Raw genomic sequence first — 16662 nt, forward strand, 5'->3', positions numbered from 1 at the left:
CGTGCTCAGGCCGGCAACGGCCCGGGCGCGGCGTTCGCGGCCTGCTCGGGAATCGGCTTGCGCACCAGCAGCAGGTACGCCATCGCGCCCGCGAACGCGATCGCCGCGGCCGTCAGCAGCGCCGGCACGAACGACCACTTCTGCGCAATGATGCCCGTCAGGATCGGCGCGAGCGCGCCGCCGATGAAACCGCCGAAATTCTGGATCGCGCCGAGCGACGCAATGCGGCTCGGCGGCGCGGCTGCCGTCGCGAGCGCCCACGAGCAGGCCGACGCCGCGTTGGCGAGAAAGATCACGACCGAAATGCACGCGAGCGCCACCGTGTTGCTCTGCGCGAGCGCCGCGGGAATCGTGAACGCGACCATCCCGAGCATCGCGACCACCACCGCATTGCGCCGGCTCACGACCGGCGAACGGCTGCGGCGCGTGACCAGGTCCGACAGCCAGCCGGCCAGCAGCGAGCCGACGAACCCGCACAGGAACGGCACCGACGCGGCAAAGCCGGTGCGGATCAGGCTCATGTGCCGCTCCATCGTCAGGTAGCCCGGCAGCCAGGTGAGGTACACCCAGTTCAGGTACACGGAACCGAAATAGCCGATCAGCATCCCCCAGGTCGTGCCGTGCGAGAACAGGCCGCGCCATTCGGCGAACGTCAGTTTCGGTGCCGCGACCGTGCTTTGCGCGTCGGCGTCGAGGTAATTGCGCTCGGTGGCAGTCAGTTGCGCGCGCACCGGATCGCGATACAGCGCGAACCAGACGACGGCGACGACGAGACCGGCTGCGCCCGTCGCGATGAACGCCCAGCGCCAGTCCAATGACGCGACGAGGATCGACAGCAGCAACGGCGCGAGCGCGGTGCCGAGCGGCGACGCGGCGTTGAAAATGCCGGTCGGCGTGCCGCGTGCGCGCAGCGGAAACCAGTTGCTCACCACCCGCGCGGCCGACGGGAACTGCGGCGCCTCGCCGATGCCGAGCACGATGCGCGCGACGATGAACCAGCCAAAGGTCGACACGATGCCGCCCGCCGCTTGCGCGATCGACCACACGATCAGGCCGATTCCGAGCAGCCGGCGCGGCCCGATGCGGTCGACCAGCCCGCCGACCGGGAACTGGCACAGCGCATAGCTCCACGAGAAGGCCGACAGCAGCAGCCCCATCTGCGCGAGCGACAGGCCGAGATCGGCGCGGATCGCCGAGCTTGCAACGGCCAGCGTGCCGCGATCGAGGTAGTTGACGATGCCGCTCACCATCAACAGCGCGAGCGCGATGCGTTGCCCGCGCCGGATACGCGGCGGTGCGGGCGGAACGGTCGGGGTTTCGTTCATTGCGGTTGTCTCCATGTCAGTGATATCGGCCGGTTCCGGCCTGTCCGTCTGATGCGGAATTCAAGGTTCCAGGCATGCCACTTCGTCGCGCGTCGGAATCGAGGTCTGCGCGCCGTGGCGCGTCACGCTGATCGCGGCGGCGCGCTGGCCGAAGCCGATCGCGTCGTCCATCGACGCACCGCCCGCGCGAGCGGCCGCGAAGCCGCCGACGAAGGTGTCGCCGGCCGCGGTCGTATCGACGGCGACCACCGACATCGCCCGCAGGCGGCCGTTGCCCGCACCGCCGCGCCAGCACACGCCGCGCGCGCCGAGCGTGACCAGCACGTTGCCCACGCCCTTCGCGCACAGCGCATCGGCGGCGCGCACGGCGGACGCATCGTCGCCGACGGCGATGCCGGTCAGCGATTCGGCCTCGGTTTCGTTGACGACGAGGTAGTCGACCCGTGCGAGCAGCGCGTCGAACAGCGGCTGCGCGGGCGCGGGATTGAGCAGCACCGGCGTGTGGTGCGCGCAGGCACAGGCGATGGCACGCGCGACGGTAGCGACCGGCACTTCGAGCTGGCTCACGAGCATCGCCGCCCCGGCGATCGCGTCGCGCGCCGCGTCGATCCGGTCGGCATCGAGGCGCGCATTCGCGCCGGGCACGACGACGATGCTGTTCGCGCCGCCCTCGTCGACCGTGATCGTGGCCACCCCAGTGGCCGTACCGCCGATCCGCGCCAGATGCGTCACGTCGATGCCCTCTGCCGACAGCGCGTCGTGCAGGCGCGCGCCGAACGCGTCGTCGCCAACGCAGCCGATCATCGCGACCGACGCGCCCAGGCGCGCAGCCGCGACCGCCTGGTTCGCGCCCTTGCCGCCATGGACGGTATGGAAATCGGTGCCGAGCAGCGTCTCGCCCGGCACCGGCAGGCGCGGCGCGCGTGTGACGAGGTCGATGTTGACGCTGCCGACGACGGCGATGCACGGGGAAGTGGTGTCTCTCATTTCCGAATGTAACCGCTTACATTTACGACGGACAAAAAGGCCGGAATGGCCGTCGTCGATGAAAATTTCACGATATGGATAGAATATGGGTCTGACATAATACGGAAGCACGTCAAGATAGCGCTTACATTCTCACAGGGTCGACCGGGAATGCAAGCGGCGCCACCACGAAACGAGGGTAAACATTGACGCATTTGACAACTTGTAGCGCTGCCATCGCCGCTACGCCTGGAGGCAGCCGATGAGCTCGCCCCCTTCCCGCGCCGGCGCGCCCCGCGCGCGCCGCGGCAGCGGCCGCTCGGTGCTCGGCGATGTCGCGAAGCTGGCTGGCGTGTCGACCGCGACCGTTTCGCGCGTGTACAACGATCCCGGCAAGGTGTCGGCCGACGTGCAGCAGCGCGTGCGCGACGCGGCGCGCGCACTGAACTGGATCCCGAATGCGGCGGGCCGTGCGCTCGCGTCCACGCGCACCCACATCACGGGCGCGATCATTCCGACGCTCGACGACCAGGTGTTCGCATCGCAGGTCGCGGGCATGCAGACGGTCATGGCCGAGCACGGCATCACGCTGTTCCTCGGCTGCTCGAACTACGATCCCGCGCAGGCGCTGGACCAGGTGCGCGCGATGCTGTCGCGCGGCGTGGAAGCCGTGTCGCTCGTCGGCGAAGCGTATCCGCCGGAACTGTTCGAACTGCTTGCGATGCACCGCGTGCCGTACGTCGTCACCTATGCGTATCGCGACGACAGCCCGCACTGCTGCATCGGCTTCGACAACCGCGCGGCGTTCGCGCAGCTCACCACTCACCTGCTCGACCTCGGCCACCGCGATTTCGCGATCATCATGCAGCCGTCCGCCGACAACGACCGCGTGCAGGCGCGCCTGCGCGGCATTCACGACACGCTGGCCGCGCGCGGGCTCGCGGTGCGCCCCGTCCATCAGCACGAAGGCGCGGCCACGATCGCGTTCGGGCGGGCGAGCCTGCGCGCGATCGCCGACAGCGACGCGGCCACGCGGCCGACGGCCGTGATCTGCGGCAACGACGCGCTCGCGCTGGGCGCGTTGCTCGAGGCGCAGGCGCTCGGCATCGACGTGCCCGCGCAATTGTCGATCACCGGCTTCGACGACATCGCGCTCGCGCGCGAGATCCAGCCGCCGCTGACGACGATGTGGGTCGACACCCACGCGATCGGGCGCCAGGCCGCGCAGGCGTTGCTCGACGCACTCGAGAACGGCGCAACGGGGCCGGGTCATGCGGTGCTGCCGGAGTTGCGCACGCGGGAATCGGCTGCGGCGCCGGCGCAGGTTCGGGCAGGACGTAAAAAATGACGACGCGCCGGGCGGCTTCGACTGCCCGGCCCACCTGTCACTGCATCACGTCGACCGGCAGCGTCTTGTCGAGATTGTCGTGCCACGCCTGGATGGTCTTCGGCACGTTTTTCTTCCACGCCGGCACGTTCGTGTAATAGCGCATCCGGACGTTGTTCTTCGCGTCGAACACGAGCAGGCCGATCCACAGGTCATTCCCGCGGCGCATCACGATCGCCGCATTCGTCGTCGCGATGCCGCGCACCCAGTACGCATTCACGTGCGCGTTCAGCCCGTCGAGATCCTTCTCGTCGGCGCTGTAGTTGACGTTGTCGACGAGCGTCTGATAATCGGCGCCGAGCAGCTTGTGCGCGGTCGCGTTCTGCGTCGCGTCGTCAACGACCTTGAGGCTCAGCAGGTCGGCCGCCGGTTTGGCCTGGAACTGCGACGCCGTCACATACTGGCCGTCGTAGGAGACGCCCGAGCCCGCACCGCAGTCAAAATCCGCGCCGTGTTGCGTGACGCCGATGCGCCCGCCCTTGCGTTCGAAATCGAGCCGGCATTTGTCCTTGCGGTAGGTGCCGCTGTCGCCGTGCAGCATGATGTCGCCGTCGAGGCCGCCCGTATTCGCGCCGTTGTTGCCGCTCAGCTCGAAATGCAGGCGCGGCGCCGTGCCGGTGAACGTCAGCTCGCCGCCGAACGACGGGTTGTCGCTCGTCATGTACCACGTCTGCTGCCAGCGGTCGGCGGCCAGCGGCTTGCCGTTCAGGCTCGCGAGCCGTTCGCGGTAGCGATCGCCGAGGCACTGCGCGTCGCCGCCGCACCGGTCGCGCTGCTTGAGCCACTTCAGCTGCGCGGCTTTCAGCGCGGCCGTATCGCCGCCTTTTGCGAGCGCCTGCTTCCACGCCGTCGCCAGGTCGCCATCGAGCTTCGACAGCGCGGCATCCGCGCAGATTGTCTTCTCGGTTGGCGAGGCGGCTTTCGCGCAGTCGAAGCCGGCGGCATGCGCAGCGAGCGGCAGCAGTGTCAGCAACGCGGCGGCCGCGACAGATCGCAGGTGCGTGTGCCGCACGGCACTGGCGGAAATCGCGGTTTGCCCGCGCGCATTCTTTTGGTTCTGAAGGGTCATCAGCTTGGCTCGTCGCAGGATCGCGCGCCTGTAGAAGCTACCTGCACGCGGCATTCGAGGTAAAAACGCCCGGCCCGGCATGCGGCGCATGCCGTTGCTCGCCGAAGCCTAACCCGAATGCGCGGCGCCGATCAATCGACGTTAGATGTCAGCGCAACCGTCGACGCAGCCACGCTGCATTGCACGATGCCGTCACGCAAGGTGGCTTCCACGGCGGCGTCGATGAAGCCGATGAACACCATCACGCCGTCTCCTTCGTGCACGGCCAGCCCTTCGTCTTCCATCGACGAAAACCGGATGCGCCGCGCGGCGACCTGGCACACGCGCGTGGCGACCGCGCCCTGCACATCGGCCACGCGCACGATGCCCTTCGCGCGCAGGATCGTGCGCGGCAACGCCTTCAGCCATGCACGCAGCCGCGCCTTGTCGAGCACGTCCGGCGCGGCGACGGTAACGCTCGCGAACGCCGGCATCGCGTCATGTCCGATCGACCGGCGCGAACGTACGAAACCCGCCGGCATCGCGCCACGATCGGGCACGGCCGCGTCGAACAGCAGCGCGAGCGGAATCTCGCCATGGCGCGCGGCGACGACGATGTCGGTCGGCGCCCACGCGCGCACGTCGTCGAGTACCGCGTCGCGCCGTTCCGGCGCAACGCGGTCGAGCTTGGTCACGACGATCGCGCCCGCGCCGTCGAGCTGGCGCTGCGCCATCGCGCCGACGAGCGGATCGGCGAGCGTGTCGCGCCACGCGAGCGCGTCGGCGACGACGAGCACCGACGTCAGCCGGAACGCACCGTTCAGCAGCCCGATCTGCGCGATCTTCGCGGGATCGGCCACGCCGCTCGCTTCGACGAGCAGCAGGTCGGGCCGCACGTCGCGCGTCGCGACGCGCGTCAGCGCATCGACGAGCGCGCCGCCGATCGTGCAGCAGATGCAGCCGTTGTCGAGTTCGATCACGTCATCGCCGCGCGCCCGCACGAGCCGCGCATCGATGTTCACCGCGCCGAAATCGTTGACGAGCACCGCGATGCGCCGGCCATGCGGCGCCTGCAGGATCGCGTTGACGACCGTCGTCTTGCCCGCGCCGAGATAGCCGCCGATCACCGCGAGGTCGATCGGCGCGAGCGCAGCCCCGGCGGGCACGACGGCGTCGCCTTGCGCACTCATCGCGGCGACCGGAACACGCGCCCGCCGAGCACGGTGCCCCACACGGCGAGCTCCTTCAAACGTGCGGGTGCGCAGACCGACGGATCATCGTCGAGCACCGCGAAATCCGCGAACTTGCCGATCTCGATGCTGCCGACGAGATGATCCATCCGCAACGTATAGGCCGCGCCGAGCGTGATCGCATGCAGCGCGTCGTCAACCGAAAGCCGCTCGCCTTCGCCGAGTACGCGCCCGGATGCCGTCTCGCGCTGCACCGCGCACCATGCGGTGAACAGCGGATTCAGCGGCGTGATCGGCGCATCCGAATGCAACGCGAACGGAATGCCGAGCCGCTGCGCCGAGCCGGCCGCATCCATCCGGTTCGCGCGATCGGGGCCGATGGTCTGGCTGTAATGCGCGTCACCCCAGTAGTACAGATGATTCGCGAAGAAGTTCACGCACATCCCGAGCGCGCGAACGCGCTTCAACTGCGCGGCGTCCGCCATCTGGCAATGCTGCAGCGTATGGCGATGATCGGCACGCGGATGGCGCGCGAGCAGCGTCGCCATCGCGTCGAGCACGACGTCGGTCGCTTCGTCGCCGTTGGTATGCACGTGCAGTTGCAGCCCCGCGCGATGAAACGGCTCGAACACGTCGACGAGCTGGGCGGGCGGAATCAGCCACAGCCCGTTCGGCTGCCCGCCCGCGTAACCGGGCCAGCGCACGCGCGCGGTGAAGCCCTGGATCGAGCCGTCGACGATGAACTTCACCGGCCCGAAATGCAGCTTGTCGGTATTGCGCTCGATCTCCGCCAGCACGCTGTCGGCCGAGCGCGCCGGATTGCGCTGCGGCGCGAACGCCGGCACGATCCGCACCGGGTAATCGGAATCGGCGGTGACCTCGCGCAGCGTGCGGTTGCCGTCGGCCGACAGGTCGTTGACGAGATCGGTGGCCGTCGTCACGCCCGCGAGCTGCGCAACGCGCCCGAAATTCCAGACGGCGTGCGGCTTCTCGCTCGCGGAAATCGCGAGCTTGCCGCCGATCGTCTGATACACCGGCAGCATCGCCGCGAACTCCTGCAGCTCGCCGGTCGGGCGGCCGTCGGCATCGCGCGTCACGCCGTCGATGTCGGTGTCCTCGTCGATGCCGGCGCGCGCGAGCATCGCGCCGTTCACGTTCATCAGGTGCACACTCGCATGCAGGATCGCGATCGGCCGCTGCGCCGACACGCGGTCGAGTTCGTGCGCGGTCAGCCGCGCGGTGCCGAAGAAGATCGGATCGAAGCCCCACGCGAGCAGCGGCCCGTCGTCGGTCATCGCGCGCTCGGCTTCCGCGAGCCGTTCGAGCACCGCGTCGAGCGAGCGCAGCCCCGGCCACAGCGTGCCGTCGGGGCCGCGCCGGTCGTAGTAGCCGACGTACACGGCGTCCCACATCGCGCCTTCCATCAGGTGGCAATGCCCTTCGACGAGCCCCGGCATCAGTACCTTGTCGCGCAGCGTGTCGTCGGTCGTGCACGCGCCGAACCGCGCGTGCCACGTGGCCGCGTCGGCGGCGTCACCGACCGCGAGGATGCGGCCGTCGCGCACGGCGACGTGCGTGGCCGACGGCTGCGCCGGGTTCATCGTCAGGATGCGGCGCGCCGTGAACACCGTCACGGGTGCGGCCGGGGTTGCGGATGCTGGCATGGGATGCGGTTCTCCTTGCGGCGGAACGCCGATGCGTCAGGATACGGCGTATTGCTTCACGGGACGGCCATGCAGCATCACATGCACGGCCGCGACGACGAGCACGTTGACGACGAGGCACACGAGGCCGAGGTTGATGCCGCCAAAGTCGACATGGAGCACGTAGAAGATCATCGCGAGCACCTGGCCGCAGATCATCCCGGCCCCGACCGCGACCGGCCGCACGCGGCGCCCCGCGAGCAGGATCAGCACGCCCGGCAGGAACTGCGTGACGCCGTAGTACGTGGTGTTGATCAGCGTGAGCATCAGGTTCGGCGTGAGCATCGTGGTCGCGATCGACAGCAGCAGGTAGCCGACGATCACGTATTTCGCCGCACGCTTCTGGCGCGACTCGGGCAGGTTCGGCATCAGGTTGCGCGTGACGATCGGCCCGATCGCGAGGCAGATGCCGGCCAGCACGAGCAGCCCCGACAGCGCGGCGCCGGCCGCGACGAGGCCGATCAGCCAGCCGGGCAGCAGGTGCGTGACGGCGGCGAAGAATGCGTCGTTCGGCGACGCGAGCGTCAGGTTCGCGGTGATCGCGTAGTACGACGCGATCACGAGGAACGGATACATCAGCATGTACAGCGGCATCACGACCTGCGTGCGCCGGATCGCGTCCGGCCCGCGCGCGGTGAAGAAATTCTGCGCGGCGAACGGCATCAGGTAGAAACCGAGCGACTGGAACAGCATCGTGCTCATCGAGAAGCGCAGCTGCGATCCGCTCATCGTGTTGCTGACCTGCCGGCTCGCGGCGTCGAACACCGGATGCACGCCGCCCACCTGCCATGCGACGGCCACGCCCGTCACGACGATCGCGAGCAGCATCAGGATGTCCTTCAGGATCGCGATGTACGCCGATGCGCGCACGCCGGAGATCGTGATATAGGTGAACGCGAGCGCCGCGCACACGAGGATCAGGTACAGCGGCTCGACGTGCCAGCCGAGCCCCTTGAGCGCCGCGACGAGGCCGGTGAACTGCAGCTGCCCCCACGGGATCAGGAACAGGATCGATGCGCACGCAACGACCAGCTCGAGCCCGCGGCTGCGGTAGTGGCCCTTGAACAGGTCGGGCAGCGTGATCGCGTTGTGGCGCTTGCCGGCCTCCCAGATCTTCGGGCCGACGAAATAGCCGATCGGGTAGGCGAGCAGGATGTAGCCGAGGAACCACACGCCGTAGGTCGGCCCTTTCGCGTAGATGCCGCCGGGGAAGCCGACCATCGTGCCGATGCTGTAGATCTCGCCGGCGGTCAGGAAGAACACGAGCGCCGTGCCGAACTGGCGCGACGCGACGAAGAAGTCATGCACGCTCTGCTTGCCGCGGCCGCGGCCGGAACGGATGGCAAGATAGAGCGACAGCGCGATCAGCGCGGCGAAGACGACCGTGGACATGCGCACCTCTGCGAAGGAAAGGAATGCGTAGGGTTCGCCGGAAAGCGCGGGCGGCCGGCGGTCCGCGAGCAGCGGATGCGTGCGCTAGGCGGCGCCGCTCGCGCGGCGGTCGAACAGCATCCAGCATGCGAACAGGCAGCCGGACGTCAGCACGAACCACGCGAAGATCCACATGAAGATGAACGGCACACCCAGCACGTAGCGGTCCTGCGCGGCCGCCCACGGCAGCACGCCGATCACGCCGAGATACGGAATACCGATGCCGATCAGGTACCTGAGCATGCGTGTCTCCTTGAAAGCGGGTTCGTACGGAAGGGGCGTACGCGGGGGCGGCGGATGTCGCCTGTACGACATCCGGGCTCGAATCCAGTATTCGAAGACAAAAAGGCGCGGGATAGTGCCAGACGCGGGCAATCGCTTGGGCCAGTGGTCCATTGCCCGGCGCGGCCCGGTCAACGCGGCAACGCGGCAACGCGGCAACGCGGCAACGATCGAAGCGGCAACCCGACTGCGCTCCGTCGCGGCCAGCGCCCACCGGTCATGACCCGGGCCGGCGTCAGCCGCTAACCGGCATCAGCTCGTAACTCGTGCTCCGCCCGCCGGACGACGACCGACGCAGCACGCCGTGCTCGACGAGTTCGGTGATGTCGCGCAGCGCGGTGTCTTGCGAGCACTTCGCCAGCGCCGCCCACTTGGTGGTGGTCAGCTTCCCCTCGAAGCCGTCGAGCAGGCGATTCATGACCTTCACCTGGCGTTCGTTCATCGCGAAGCCCGCGCAGCGCTGCCAGAAGCGCGCCTTGACCAGCACCGCGTCGAGCGTCGTGTGCGCGTGATCGATGGCGCGGCCGAGCGCGGTCAGAAACCACGCGAGCCATTCCGTGACGTCGAGCGAGCCGCGCTGCGTCCGCTCCAGCACGTCGTAATACGCGTTGCGCTCGCGCTGGATTTGCGCCGACAGGCTGTAGAAGCGCTGCGGACTGCGGTCGGCGCGCGCGAGGACCAGATCCCCGAGCGCACGCGCAATCCGGCCGTTGCCGTCGTCGAACGGATGGAGCGTGACGAACCATAGATGGGCGAGGCCGGCCCGGATCAGCAACGGCTCGACCGGCTCGGCATTGAGCCACGCGAGAAAGCGCGCGATCTCGCCGGCGAGGCGCGCGGCGGGCGGCGCCTCGAAATGCACGCGCTGCCGGCCGATCGGGCCGGACACGACCTGCATCGGCCCGGTGGCGTCGGTGCGCCAGCCGCCGACCGTGATCCGCGACATCCCTGAATAGCCGGTCGGAAACAGCGCCGCATGCCACCCGAACAGACGGGCGTCCGTGACCGGTGCCGCCGCGTGGGCGGTCGCGTCCAGCACCATGTCGACCACGCCCTCGACGTGACGATCGACCGGCGCCAGCGCGCCGATGTCGACCCCGAGCCGGCGCGCGATCGACGACCGGACTGACGCCACGTTCAGGCTTTCGCCCTCGATCGCGCTGGTCTTGACGACGTCCTCCGTCAACGCGGCGAGGCTGGCCTCGTCGCGCAGCGCCAGGCCGACATCCGCCAGCCGCCCGGCCAGCATGCCTTGCGCCCGGCTGACGTCGGCGAGTGGCGTCGCCAGTGCAGGGAGGTCGAAGCGCCACGCGGGCCAGTCGGCCGACTCCCAGATGTAGGTGTAATCTCCGCTCATGATGCGGAGATTATCTCACCGATTCACCGCATGACTCAATATTCTCCGCAAATCATGCGGAGAATAGCACCCCTATTCCCCGCAAACCGGCCCGCTACCGCGCCCGGCCCGCCCCGCCCTTCGCGGCCGGCGCCGCGTCGCCGAGCCGTTCCGCGAGAAACCCGATGAACGTGCGCAGCGTGACGAACCCTTCCCGATGCTGCGGAAACACCGCATTGAGCGTGATCGGCGACGGCGCGTACGCGTCGAGCACCGGCACGAGCGCGCCGCTGTCGAGCGCCCCGCCGACGATGAAATCCGGCAGCAGCGCGATGCCGAGCCCCGCGATCGCCGCGTCGCGCACCACCTCGCCGTTGTTCGCGACGAGCGGCCCCTGCACGTCGAACGTGCGCGCCGCGCCGTCGACCCGGAATTCCCAGCCGATGCGCCGCTCGCGCCCGTACAGCACGCACGTATGGCCGGCGAGGTCGGCCGGCGTCTGCGGCGTGCCCTGCCGCTTCAGGTAGGCGGGGCTCGCGCACGCGACCATTCGCCACGCGCCGAGCGGGCGCGCGATCAGCGTCGAATCCTCGAGCGAGCCGATCCGCAGCACGAGATCGAAGCCCTCGCCGATCAGGTCGACGCGCCGGTCGGTCAGGTCGAGGTTCAGCCGCACGGCCGGGTGCGCGGACAGGAATTCGGCGATCAGCGGCGACACGTGGGTGATCCCGAACGACAGCGGCGCGCTGATTTTCAGCGACCCGTGCAGCTCGGTGCTGCGCACCGACATCGCCTGCTCGGCGTCGGCGATCTCCGCGAGGATCCGCTGCGCGCGCGCATAGAACTCCTGACCCGATTCGGTCACCGCGAGATTGCGCGTGTTCCGGTGCAGCAGCCGCACGCCGAGCGACGCCTCCAGCGCCATCGTGCGCCGGCTGACGAACTGCTTGGACAGCATCAGCTGGTCGGCCGCCGCCGTGAAGCTGCCCGCATCGACCGTCGCGACGAAGATCCTGAGATCGTTCAGTTCCATATTGTCCACTCCATAGCGACAGTCATTATCTCTACAGCCATTTATTTGTCAAATCGATTGACCTAAGATTCATCTCAACGAACGGCCGGGCCCACTTCCGAGGTCCGGCGTCTTGAGGAACAAAAATCATGATCGAAATCCGTGCAGCAAACCAACGTGGCCGTGCGGAGCATGGCTGGCTCAGCTCCCGTCATACGTTTTCGTTCGCGAACTACTACGATCCGAAGCAAGTCGGCTTCTCCGACCTGCTGGTGATCAACGACGACCGCGTCGCCCCGGGCCGCGGCTTCGGCACGCACCCGCACCGCGACATGGAAATCCTGTCGTACGTGCTCGACGGCGCGCTGGAACACAAGGACTCGATGGGCACCGGTTCGGTGATCGTGCCGGGCGACGTGCAGCTGATGAGCGCCGGCACCGGCGTGCGCCACAGCGAGTTCAACCACTCGCCGGAACTGCCGGTCCACTTCCTGCAGATCTGGGTCGGGCCGGCCGAAAAGGGTGCCGAGCCGCGTTATCAGCAGACGAACGTCACGGCCGACGACAAGCGCGGCAAGCTCGCCCTCGTCGTCTCGCCGAACGGCGACGCCGGTTCGCTGAAGATCCGGCAGGACACGCGGATCTACGCAGGCCTGTTCGACGGCGATGAACGCGCGACGCTGGAACTGGCGCCGAACCGCTTTGCCTACGTGCACGTGGCACGCGGCAGCGTGACGGTCAACGGCGTGACGCTCGGCGAAGGCGACGGCGTGCGCATCCGCGACGAACAGGCGCTGACGTTCGCCGACGGGAAGGATGCCGAAGTGCTGGTGTTCGACCTGCGTCCGGTCGAAGTAACGGCCGAATGGGCATGACGCCCGTTCGGGAAACCGGGCCCCGCTGAACGCGGGGCCCTTTTAATCGGAGATTCGCAACATGGCCAAGGTACTCGTTCTTTACTACTCGTCCTACGGGCACGTCGAAACGATGGCGCAGCACATCGCGGAAGGCGCGAAATCGGTGGCCGGCGTCGAGGTCACGCTCAAGCGCGTGCCGGAAACGATTCCCGTCGACCAGGCCCGCGCGATCGGCGTGAAGGTCGACCAGGCCGCACCGGTCGCCACGGTGGACGAACTCGCCGACTACGATGCGATCATCTTCGGCACGCCGACCCGCTTCGGCAACATGGCCGGCCAGATGCGCACGTTCCTCGACCAGACCGGCGGCCTGTGGATGAAGGGCGCGCTCGTCGGCAAGATCGGCAGCGTGTTCGCGTCGACCGGCACGCAGCACGGCGGCCAGGAAACGACGATCACGTCGTTCCACACCACGCTGCTGCACCACGGGATGGTGATCGTGGGTGTGCCGTACGCCTGCAGCGGCCTCGTCAACATGAACGAAATCACCGGCGGCACGCCGTACGGCGCGACCACGCTCGCGGGCGCGGACGGCAGCCGCCAGCCGAGCGCGAACGAGCTCGACATCGCGCGCTACCAGGGCAAGCACGTCGCGGAAATCGCGAGCAAGCTCGCGTCCTAACGCGGCGGCCCGGCCGTTCGGGCCGCCCCGCACATGCGCGAACGGCGCCGGTCGATCCGGCGCCGTTCGCGCTGTGCCGAGGTTCCGGCCGTTACTGGCCCGATGCCGGGGCGGCCGGCGCCGCCTTCGTCGCGGGCGCCTTCAGCGCGGCGTTCTGCGGATAGTTGCTCTGATCGTTGGTCAACCGGTAGCCGCTGCCCGTGCCGATCGCCTTCAGGTCCGACGCATGCCGCGCCCGGGCGGCCTTGCGGGCCGCCTTCTTCTGCGCCTTGTCGAGCTGCTTCTGCGTCGGCGCGGACGCCGGATCCTGCGCGTATGCCGCCGGCGCGGCGGTCAACAGCAGACCGAACGACGCCGTTACTGCTACTGCCACCGATACCACGCGAGACTGCTTCATGGCCGGATCTCCTTGTCGATTGTTGATAGTGGGTCGAACACCGGCGCGCACGCGACCGCTTGCGACATCGGCGCCGTTGCAACGTTAGCCGATCAGTATTCCGTTGTCCGTGTGCGTTCCTGAATTCTCCTGATAACGGCCACGATACATGCACACCGCGAGTGCCGCCGTTTCGGCGCCGCGCCGGCGCCATCAGGGAAACCGATAACCCGGCCTCGCCCTAGGGCACGTTCGCAAGCCCGTTATTAGCGTGAACAGGCCCTAGCCGGCGCTCAGATCCAGCGCGACAGCACCGGCAGCAGGATCGGCACGACGAAGGCCGTCAGCACGCCGTTCAGTCCCATCCCGAGCCCGGCGAACGCGCCGGCCTCTTCGCTGACCTGGAACGCGCGCGCGGTGCCGATCCCGTGCGACGCGACGCCGAGCGCGAAGCCGCGCACGGCCGGTTCGTCGACCCGCAGCGCATTGAGGATCCCGCGTGCGCACACCGCCCCGAAAATCCCGGTCGAGATCACGAGCACGGCGGTGAGCGACGGAATCCCGCCGATTTCGGCCGCGACGGCCATCGCGATCGGCGTCGTCGCCGATTTCGGTGCAAGCGACGCGATCGTCTGGTGCGACGCGCCGAACAGCGCCGCGATGCCCACCGCCGACACGATCGCGGTCAGCGAACCCGCGAGCAGGCCGACCAGCAGCGGCACCGCGGCGCGGCGCAGCTTCGACCACTGGCGGTACAGCGGCAACGCGAGCGCGACGGTCGCGGGGCCGAGCAGGAAGTGGACGAACTGCGCGCCTTCGAAATACGTCGGATACGGCGTGCGGGTGATCGTCAGCAGCACGACGATCAGCGCGACCGCGATCAGCACCGGGTTCGCGAGCGGGTTGAAGCGCGCCCGCGCATAGACGGCTTGCGCGAACAGATAGGCGATCAGCGTGATGGTCAGGCCCAGCAGCGGGGTCGCGGCGAGATAGACCCAGATCGCGCCGAGTGTCGGGAAGGCCGTCATCGCGTGCCCTCCGCCGCGCCGCCCGCGCGCCGCTGGCGCCGCAGCAGCGCGCGCGTGACGAGCGCGGTCACCGCGATCGCGAGCGTGGTGCTCACCGCCAGCGCGACGACGACCGCGACCGCATCGCCGCGCACGCGGTCGGCCGACACCATGATGCCGACGCCGGCCGGCACGAACAGCAGCGACAGGTGGCGCAGCAGCTCGAGCGCGGTCGGCTCGATCGCGTCGGCCACCTGCGGGCGCAGCATCACGAAGCCGAACAGCAGCAGCATGCCGATCACCGGGCCCGGCACCGGCAGGCCGAACAGGTAGGACACGCCTTCCCCGAGACACTGGAAGGTCAGCAAGACCGCGAACGCCTGCAGCATGAACCGCTTCTCCCGAACGGGGCCACGCTGCCGGGCGGCCGCGCGACGGATGGCCGGCGGGTTGCGGCGCCGGCGTGAACGATACGCGCGATCGTACCAACTTCACGCGCCATCGAACATCGCCGCGTGCGGCTGCGGGAAGACACCACCGGGTGCACGGCGTGCGGCGTCCCGCCGCCACGCATCATCCCGGCACCGGTTCGGCCGACATCGCCTTGCCCGGGTCGTGCGCGTTGCCGGCTACGCCGGCCACGGGCAGCGTGACCGTCACGGTCGTGCCCCGCCACGGGGCGCTGCGCACGTGGATCTCGCCGCGGTGCCGGTCGACGACCGCCTTCGCGAACGCCATGCCGAGCCCGACACCCTTCGTGTCGGGTTGTCCCGGCAGACGAAAGCGCCGGTAACGCTCGAACAGGCGCGCCTGATCCTCGGCCGCGATCCCGTAGCCGTCATCGCGAATCACGCAGCGTACCGAAGCACCGTCGTCCGCCAGTTCGACGCTGCACGCGATGCGGGTATGCGCCGCGCTGTAGTCGACCGCGTTCCCCAGCAGATTGACCAGCGCACGCGACAGCAGCGCCGGATCACCATGCACGAGCGCGTCGTCGCACGACGGTACATCGTCGATCGCGATGTGCTTGTCACGCGCACGCGGCCAGATTTCGTCGCGCGCGTGATTCATCAGGTCGGCCACGTTGACGAGCTCCGACGCGTACTCGCCCGCCTCGGCCCGCGACACCTGCGCGAAACCGTCCGCCATCGCGAGCGTATGACGCGCCAGCCCGCCGATCTCGTGAAGACGCTCGCGCAGCGCGCAGTCGGGCGGGCACGCGGCAGGCGCGTTCACCAGCACGATGACCGACGTGAGTGGCGCACGCATGTCGTGCGAGAACAGCGTCAGCATGTCGTTGCGCTGCCGCTCGAGCAGCGTGCGATGGACGTAGGCGCCGCGCAGCGCGTCCAGTGCATCGTTCACGTGCGCGATCTCGGGGCTCGTGCCCGGAATCCGGACGATCGGCGATACGTCGCCCTCGCTCAACGCGACGATGCGCCGGCTCAGCGCATCGAGCGGTTTCGACAGCGTCCGCTGCGTGCCGCGCACGAGCAGGAACAGGATCGCGATGCAACACGCCGCCTCGGCACCGGACAGCGTCATCCGGACGCGCGCCGCATCGCGCAGCGCCACCGCGCGCGCCCGCGTGAGGTCGAGCACGTGGTCGCGCAACCGCGCCGCTGCGTCGAGGTCGCGCATGATCCGCGACGCGAAATCCTCCGCGTTCATCGCATAGGTGCCCGTGCGCCCTGCGCGAAGCGTCGTGGCCACGAGCGGCAGGAAGCTGCCGTCCATCGTGTCGTTCAACCGGGCCAGGTCATTCGACAGCATCGCGTCGTCGAGCGCCGGTGCGATCGCGCCGGCGATCAGTGCGCGGAGCTGCACGATGCGCCCGCGCATCTGGAGGATGCGCGCCAGCCGGTCGTTGTCGAGCGCCTCATTCCTCACCAGCGGCGCGACGAACAGCGCGCCCAGCCGGCCGGTGTATTCGCGCAGGTCGCCCAGCAGGCGCGCGAGGACCAGCGCGCCGGCCGTGTCCGGATGACGCATCGCCGTCCCGGCCATCACGACGCCGGTCAGCGCCGCCAGATCGTCGGCGGCCGCGAACATGCGGTCCT

General features: G+C 68.9%; 16 protein-coding genes. 3 read left to right on the top strand and 13 right to left on the bottom strand.

The features are described 5' to 3' along the window. Nucleotides 1-5: 5 nt before the first annotated feature. Together G3N98_RS14740 and rbsK are read right to left on the bottom strand one after the other, a co-directional pair. On the bottom strand, nt 6-1325 hold the full coding sequence (locus G3N98_RS14740) for an MFS transporter (RefSeq protein ID WP_089433920.1): 1320 nt from the start codon (nt 1323-1325) through the stop codon (nt 6-8). Nucleotides 1326-1385: 60 nt separating this feature from the next. Next, a complete protein-coding gene (gene rbsK / locus G3N98_RS14745) occupies nt 1386-2312 on the bottom strand; it encodes a ribokinase (RefSeq protein WP_206148554.1) in 927 nt (308 codons plus the stop codon). A 241-nt stretch (nt 2313-2553) separates the two neighbouring features. On the opposite strand from rbsK, the gene G3N98_RS14750 reads away from it, so the two are divergent. Further along, the gene (locus G3N98_RS14750; protein WP_089476428.1) at nt 2554-3639 is read left to right on the top strand and encodes a LacI family DNA-binding transcriptional regulator; all 1086 of its coding nucleotides are present in this window, start codon (nt 2554-2556) and stop codon (nt 3637-3639) included. A 37-nt stretch (nt 3640-3676) separates the two neighbouring features. On the opposite strand, the gene G3N98_RS14755 is transcribed toward G3N98_RS14750, so the two are convergent. From G3N98_RS14755 to G3N98_RS14785, 7 genes are all read right to left on the bottom strand, one after another. Next, nucleotides 3677-4747: a lysozyme inhibitor LprI family protein gene (locus tag G3N98_RS14755; protein ID WP_241025921.1), complete on the bottom strand. Its 1071-nt coding sequence runs from the start codon at nt 4745-4747 to the stop codon at nt 3677-3679. A gap of 131 nt (nt 4748-4878) precedes the next feature. Then, a complete protein-coding gene (locus G3N98_RS14760; RefSeq protein ID WP_206148555.1) occupies nt 4879-5916 on the bottom strand; it encodes a GTP-binding protein in 1038 nt (345 codons plus the stop codon). After that, a complete protein-coding gene (locus G3N98_RS14765; RefSeq protein ID WP_206148556.1) occupies nt 5913-7580 on the bottom strand; it encodes an amidohydrolase in 1668 nt (555 codons plus the stop codon). Before G3N98_RS14765 ends, G3N98_RS14760 begins: the two co-directional genes overlap by 4 nt. A gap of 36 nt (nt 7581-7616) precedes the next feature. Next, a complete protein-coding gene (locus G3N98_RS14770; protein WP_206148557.1) occupies nt 7617-9011 on the bottom strand; it encodes a sodium:solute symporter family protein in 1395 nt (464 codons plus the stop codon). Between the two features lie 84 nt (nt 9012-9095). Next, complete coding sequence (locus G3N98_RS14775) at nt 9096-9293, bottom strand: DUF3311 domain-containing protein (protein ID WP_085040323.1); 198 nt, start codon at nt 9291-9293, stop codon at nt 9096-9098. 274 nt (nt 9294-9567) lie between these two features. Beyond that, entirely contained in the window at nt 9568-10689 is a 1122-nt protein-coding gene (locus tag G3N98_RS14780; RefSeq protein ID WP_175238635.1) for a Fic family protein, read from the bottom strand. Nucleotides 10690-10783: 94 nt separating this feature from the next. Beyond that, nucleotides 10784-11701 (bottom strand): LysR family transcriptional regulator, encoded by a 918-nt coding sequence (locus tag G3N98_RS14785; protein ID WP_089476432.1) that lies wholly within the window; start codon nt 11699-11701, stop codon nt 10784-10786. A 128-nt stretch (nt 11702-11829) separates the two neighbouring features. Between G3N98_RS14785 and G3N98_RS14790 the strand changes: the two genes are divergently transcribed. Further along, on the top strand, nt 11830-12555 hold the full coding sequence (locus G3N98_RS14790; protein WP_089444529.1) for a pirin family protein: 726 nt from the start codon (nt 11830-11832) through the stop codon (nt 12553-12555). A gap of 61 nt (nt 12556-12616) precedes the next feature. Further along, nucleotides 12617-13219 carry an NAD(P)H:quinone oxidoreductase gene (gene wrbA, locus G3N98_RS14795; RefSeq protein ID WP_039355294.1) on the top strand — a complete coding sequence of 201 codons (603 nt, stop codon included), beginning with the start codon at nt 12617-12619 and terminating at the stop codon, nt 13217-13219. Between the two features lie 91 nt (nt 13220-13310). Here the strand turns inward: wrbA and G3N98_RS14800 are convergent, their stop codons facing one another. The 4 genes from G3N98_RS14800 to G3N98_RS14815 form a co-directional block, all read right to left on the bottom strand. Beyond that, entirely contained in the window at nt 13311-13616 is a 306-nt protein-coding gene (locus G3N98_RS14800; protein WP_206148558.1) for a hypothetical protein, read from the bottom strand. A 272-nt stretch (nt 13617-13888) separates the two neighbouring features. Next, nucleotides 13889-14623 (bottom strand): LrgB family protein, encoded by a 735-nt coding sequence (locus G3N98_RS14805; RefSeq protein ID WP_089429981.1) that lies wholly within the window; start codon nt 14621-14623, stop codon nt 13889-13891. Next, nucleotides 14620-14991 carry a CidA/LrgA family protein gene (locus tag G3N98_RS14810; protein WP_089429982.1) on the bottom strand — a complete coding sequence of 124 codons (372 nt, stop codon included), beginning with the start codon at nt 14989-14991 and terminating at the stop codon, nt 14620-14622. The genes G3N98_RS14805 and G3N98_RS14810 overlap by 4 nt, the downstream gene beginning before the upstream one ends. 184 nt (nt 14992-15175) lie before the next feature. Beyond that, nucleotides 15176-16662, bottom strand: a 1487-nt coding sequence (locus tag G3N98_RS14815) for a HAMP domain-containing sensor histidine kinase (RefSeq protein WP_206148559.1), incomplete at its 5' end; no start/stop codon positions are given.

Origin of the sequence: Burkholderia sp. Tr-20390, from assembly GCF_017104595.1 — a bacterium.
Classification (GTDB): domain Bacteria; phylum Pseudomonadota; class Gammaproteobacteria; order Burkholderiales; family Burkholderiaceae; genus Burkholderia.